Raw genomic sequence first — 5455 nt, 5'->3', positions numbered from 1 at the left:
CGGCCAACATGACAAAAATGTCCTTGTGGTTCGAGGGCGTTTTTGGTATCTCGCCACCTTTCCTTTGTGGCGAGCAAGCCGTCTGCAAGACCCTTCGGAGAACGCACATTTACGAAGTAAAGTATAGTGCGTTATACTTTACATGGAAGTTGTACCGAAAATATGCTAAACTACTAGATAAGATATTGCGTATTTAGACGAGCAATAGACTTGTCGGCTCGTCTGTCAGTCGCTATTCGACTGACGCTGATAAGGAGGGGTAAGAACATGAGCTACATGGTTGCGAGAATGCAGAAGATGAAAGCTGGCAATTTGGGAGGAGCTTATAAGCATAATGAGCGTGTTTTTGAGACACATTCAAATAAAGATATAGACCCGAGCAGGTCGCACCTCAACTATGAGTTGACGGATCGTGACCGCTCGGTTTCGTATGAACGGCAAATTAAGGATTATGTGAACGAAAATAAAATATCTAATCGAGCTATTCGGAAAGATGCGGTTTTGTGTGATGAATGGATTATCACATCGGATAAGTCATTCTTTGAAAAATTAAGCGAGGAAGAAACAAGAGAATTTTTTGAGACCGCTAAAAATTATTTTGCGGAAAATTATGGTGAGGACAATATCGCTTATGCAAGCGTACACTTAGACGAAAGCACCCCTCACATGCATATGGGAGTGGTGCCTTTCCAAGATGGGAAATTGTCTTCTAAGGCAATGTTTGACAAAGAAGAACTCAAAAAAATTCAAGAAGATTTGCCTAAATACATGAACGAGCATGGTTTTGAGCTAGAGCGTGGCGAGCTGAATAGCGAAGCCAAGCATAAGACGGTTGCTGAATTTAAGCAAGAAATGGCTGGTAAGGAAATCGAGAAACAGTTAGTTCTTGAATATGGGGCGCCTGAGTATGTTAATCATCAAGAAGAGTTTGTGACCAAAGAAGAGTATCAAGAAGCCTATGAGGCTTTTCAAAATGAGTTAGGAGCTTGGCTTGATAAGTCTGATTTTTCTTGGCGAGAAACGACTTTTCAAGAAAAAATAGATTGGGTCAAAAATCATCAGCATGAAGAACTACAACAATTAGTAAGCTCTAGAAAGCCCCTAGAAGACGAAATAAGGACTTTGAATGAAGTTCTTAAGGAAAAATACGAGGAGTTGGATAAAATCGAGCTACGAGCCTCTGAGAGCCTCTCAGAGCTATCTGGTGTCGAAGGGTATATAAATAACCTAGAAAAACATTCAAACGCCTTAGAAAGCAAAATAGGGGGCTTAGAAAACGAATATTTAAGACTGGCTAAACAAAATGCCCGATTAAGCGACTTGAAAATCATGTCTGAAAAAGAATTGGCTGAAATTCAGCCGAAAAAAGGCATGTTTGGAAAAGAACATGTCGAATTGACTAAAGAGCAATTTGAGAAATTTAAGGGATTGATATACCGAAGCAAGAATTTAGTTCATGAAAAGGAATTAGAGAATGACCAACTAAGGCGGCAAATGCCTTTGAGAAGCTCTAAAAACGGTTTTGAGGCGAGTTTGCAACGGGCTAAGGATAAAACTAAAGGAGAAAGCATAGACCGCCTTAAAAGCGAAATTAGAGGGCTTAAAAATGAAAACTCGGTTTTGAGACAGCAAAATGACAAAATGCTAGGTAAGTTAAGAGAGTTTATGCCTGACAAAGCCTTGAAAAACTTTGTATCAGAGCTTAAAGCCATTCAACCAATCGTGAAGATAGTTAAGCGAGTGATTGAAAAAGGATTAGGGCTGTGAGCGATTTATGCCGTGAAAGCTCCTTGATAGCAAGCTGGGGCAAGGTAGACTTAGGGCAGGCGGTTCGGTCAGAACTTTGTTCGACCGACCGACAGACCAAGAACTACCGCCACAGGTTACTTGCTGTCAAGGAGACCATGGAATAAAGTAAGCGGACATGATATAATAACCAATGCTGAAGCAAAACCTTCCGCAAATCTATGCGAAAGGAGGTGGAGCGAGTGCATTACATTTTCGACGTCTTACTTCTATTGTGGCAGAAGTGACGGCACATTACATTTGCAAGTGGTTAGATAGCAAGGACAAACGCTGAAGCTAGCCCAACACCGACAAAAAAAGCCCCTAGGGAACTGGCATTCCTTAGGGGCTTCGGTGTGCTTGTGCATCACATTTTCGCAAGCTCATTATAACATGAGTTGGAAAAATGTGTCAAAAAGTTGGTGCTCGGAAGGGAAAAATTGGGGTGATTTTTCGCCAGAAAAATCTAAAATCTGGGGGGGTTACTACGACCCCCCATATAGTGCCGAGTGCCAAATTCGAAAAAAAAGCACCTTGAACCTTACAGCCCCAAGGGTTTGAGCCTTGCTAAATCTCGGCGACTTTTCGGCGACTTTTCGGCTACTTTTTGAGTTTTTTTTGAAAAAAGTACATTTTTAGTTGACATAGATAGTTGCAAGTGGTACACTTTCCCTAATGCAAAAAAGGAGAAAAAAGATGGCAACAAATAAAAAAAGAGTGCAAGTTAGTTTCACTGATGAACAACATAAAATGCTAGTTGATTTAGCTAAAGAAAAAGGTTTTTCTAAATCTGCTATTGTTGTATTGGCACTTGAAGAGTATTTAAAATCTCAAAAACAAAAATAGAAAGGTCAAGAAAATAAAAAAAAGCCGTGCTGGCAGTCACTGGCTAAGCTAAATATTTCTTGGGTAAATTATAACTTATGGCTAAAGAAAAAGCAAGGTACTTTACTTTTTTACTCTATCCCGAATCAATCCCCGAAGATTGGGAGTTAAAACTTGAAACACTTGGAGTGCCGATAGCGGTTAGTCCGCTTCATGATAAAGACAAGAGTAACGTGGAGGGGCAGAAATATAAAAAACCACACTATCATGTAATCTATATTGCTAAAAATCCAGTTACTGCTGATAGTGTTCGTAAGAAAATTAAATTGCTACTTGGAGAGAAGAGTTTAGCAATGGTGCAAATTGCTCTAAACGTTGAAAATACATACTTGTATTTGACTCATGAAAGCAAAGATGCTATTGCTAAGAAAAAGCATGTTTATGATAAAGCTGATATAAAGCTTATTAATAATTTTGATATTGACCGATATGTGACATTAGACGTTGAAGAAAAAGCCGAACTTTTCAATATGGTTGTTTCAATTATTCGTGCATATACCATTCAAAATATTTTTGACTTATATGACTTTATCGATGAAAATGGTGAAAATTATGGCTTAACAATAAATTTGGTTAACGAAGTTATTGCGGGAAAAACTGGGTTTATGAAGTTGCTATTTGATGGTGCTTACCAACGCAGTAAGCGAGGAGAAATAAAAAAAGCCGGAGAAAATTAGTCCGACAATAGCGGAGCGGTCGGACTGCCTTCAGCTTCGGGCTGTAAAGAACCGGAAATAAATGAATTGACCTGAAAGGGTCTTTTTTTATATCTTCAGGGAAAAAGGGTGAATTTTGAACGAAGTGAAAAAGAGGGCTGAAAAGCCCTGAAAAACCCCTGCGCAGCAAGGGTTTTTTCTTATCTTGATACATATAGAAATAACAAGATTTTTATTTTTGGGGTACTGAGGACACTCAAACCCTTGATACAGTAAGGTTTTTTGGGCATAAAAAAGCCCTTGCAATTTAATAAAATAAAGTTTATAATTTAGGTGTTGAATCAAAATAATAAACTTAGGAGAATTGCAGGGACTTTTTTATATATTCAAAAAAATTTTTTTGCAAGAAAATTATAACATGACAGGTAATGAAAAGCAAGTCTTTAAGGACTATTCAAAACAAGGCAAAGATAGAAAGTGGCGAGAACGCAAACTAAAGAACATAGAGCTGGCGGGTCGCTTGGAAAAATTGGGTTATCGTTCGTTTGAACGGGTCTATCAATGTGCAGAGGTTTTGAAATTTATCGAACAACAGGACGGTACAAAGAAACTTTATCAATCTTATTTTTGTAAAAATAAACTTTGTCCAATATGTAACTGGAGACGGTCAATGAAGTATGCTTATCAAGCGGAGCTTGTGGTTAATGAAGCAATGAAACGCTATCCAAAAGGTCGATTTTTGTTCTTGACGCTGACGATCAAAAACGTCAGTGGAAAAGAACTAAATAAGACCTTAAGTAAAATGACAGAAGGGTTTAATCGCCTTTTCAAATATAAAAAAGTTGATAAGAATGTTCTCGGGTATTTGCGAGCTACTGAGGTAACTTATTCAACTGAACATGAGAATTATCACCCTCATTTGCATGTATTGTTATTTGTGAAATCTAGCTATTTTACTGGGAATAATACAAATTATATTAGTCAAGAAGAATGGACGAAACTATGGGCTAAGGCAATGAAATTGGATTATACGCCTGTCGTAGATATTCGGACAGTTAAAGCACATAAGCGGAAAAACCTAAAATCAGCCATTATTGAAACAGCTAAATATCCTGTGAAGCCTTTTGATGTCGATACAGAAGATGTGACATTATTTTCTGAAATGGTCAAAGAACGGATAACAGAAGATTTGACGAATGGCTTGCATCGAAAAAGACAGATTGGCTTTGGTAAGTTGTTCAAGGAAATCAAGGCTGAGTTAGCTCTTGATGATGTTGAAGAAGGGGACTTGGTTCAAACAGGTTCAGAAGAAAATTCTGAAAGTACGGGTCGTGAGATTGTTGCTTTTTGGAATTGGGATAGAAAGAATTATTTTGTGAGGTAGCTGATGAGTAAGACGGTATCAGAATTAGCTCAAGAACTAGGATTAAGTAAGCAGTATCTCAATCGGATTTTATCCCAAAATAATCTAGGTCGAAAAAGCGGAAACAAAAAGTTAGTTTCCGATATGGACGAGAAAGCACTTATATCAATACTTGAGAGCAATATCGGAAACAAGAAATCGGAAACTAAAACGGAAACTGAAAAATTAGTTTCCGATATGCCTTTAACCGCAAGAGAGACAAGGGAAGAGAGCAATATCGGAAACCAAAAAACGGAAACTAAATCGGAAACTGAAATGGAAACTAGTTTCCGATATGTCCGTGAACAGTTAGAAATAAAGGGAAAAGAGGTTGAACGACTTCATCAACTGCTTGACCAATCGCAACAGTTATTGCTGAATGAACAAAAGAAAAATCAATTGTTGTTAGAAAGCAAGGCGAAACCTGCTGACTGGGAAAAAGAAAAGAGCAGACTTGAAAGTTCTGTTTCTCAGTATCGCAATTCTTACAATACTGTTAGCCAGAAAGCCAGTGATTATTATGAATGGGCATTGAGAGCTGAGAAATTCTTTTGGATTGCTACGGCAATTGGTGGTGTGCTCTTGGTATTATTACTTGTCTTGGGGTGGTTCTTCTTTTTCGGGGGATAAGCAAGCTGACCTTTCGGGGTCAGCTTTTTTGTCGGACAATAGCGAAGCGGTCCGACTAGTCATTTTGAAAAAATGACTTTGGTCGACTTGGGGAAGT

General features: G+C 38.3%; 5 protein-coding genes. All 5 read left to right on the top strand.

Annotated features, from left to right (window positions below):
- The first annotated feature begins 267 nt into the window (after positions 1–267).
- The 5 genes from mobV (at position 268) to NSQ85_RS10645 (ending at position 5358) form a co-directional block, all read left to right on the top strand.
- The gene (gene mobV, locus NSQ85_RS10665; RefSeq protein WP_150867197.1) at positions 268–1767 is read left to right on the top strand and encodes a MobV family relaxase; all 1500 of its coding nucleotides are present in this window, start codon (positions 268–270) and stop codon (positions 1765–1767) included.
- A gap of 714 nt (positions 1768–2481) precedes the next feature.
- A complete protein-coding gene (locus NSQ85_RS10660; protein WP_340781837.1) occupies positions 2482–2631 on the top strand; it encodes a ribbon-helix-helix domain-containing protein in 150 nt (49 codons plus the stop codon).
- 77 nt (positions 2632–2708) lie between these two features.
- Positions 2709–3347: a replication protein gene (locus tag NSQ85_RS10655; RefSeq protein ID WP_340781835.1), complete on the top strand. Its 639-nt coding sequence runs from the start codon at positions 2709–2711 to the stop codon at positions 3345–3347.
- 397 nt (positions 3348–3744) lie between these two features.
- Positions 3745–4710, top strand: a complete 966-nt coding sequence (locus NSQ85_RS10650) for a protein rep (protein ID WP_029752797.1) — start codon at positions 3745–3747, stop codon at positions 4708–4710.
- Between the two features lie 3 nt (positions 4711–4713).
- Positions 4714–5358: a hypothetical protein gene (locus NSQ85_RS10645; protein ID WP_070043828.1), complete on the top strand. Its 645-nt coding sequence runs from the start codon at positions 4714–4716 to the stop codon at positions 5356–5358.
- Positions 5359–5455: the final 97 nt, after the last annotated feature.

This window comes from Streptococcus sp. FSL L8-0526 (assembly GCF_038007145.1).
Lineage (GTDB): Bacteria > Bacillota > Bacilli > Lactobacillales > Streptococcaceae > Streptococcus > Streptococcus thermophilus.
Note: the sequence above shows the minus strand (reverse complement) of the source record. Positions and strands in the feature narration are given on the sequence as shown.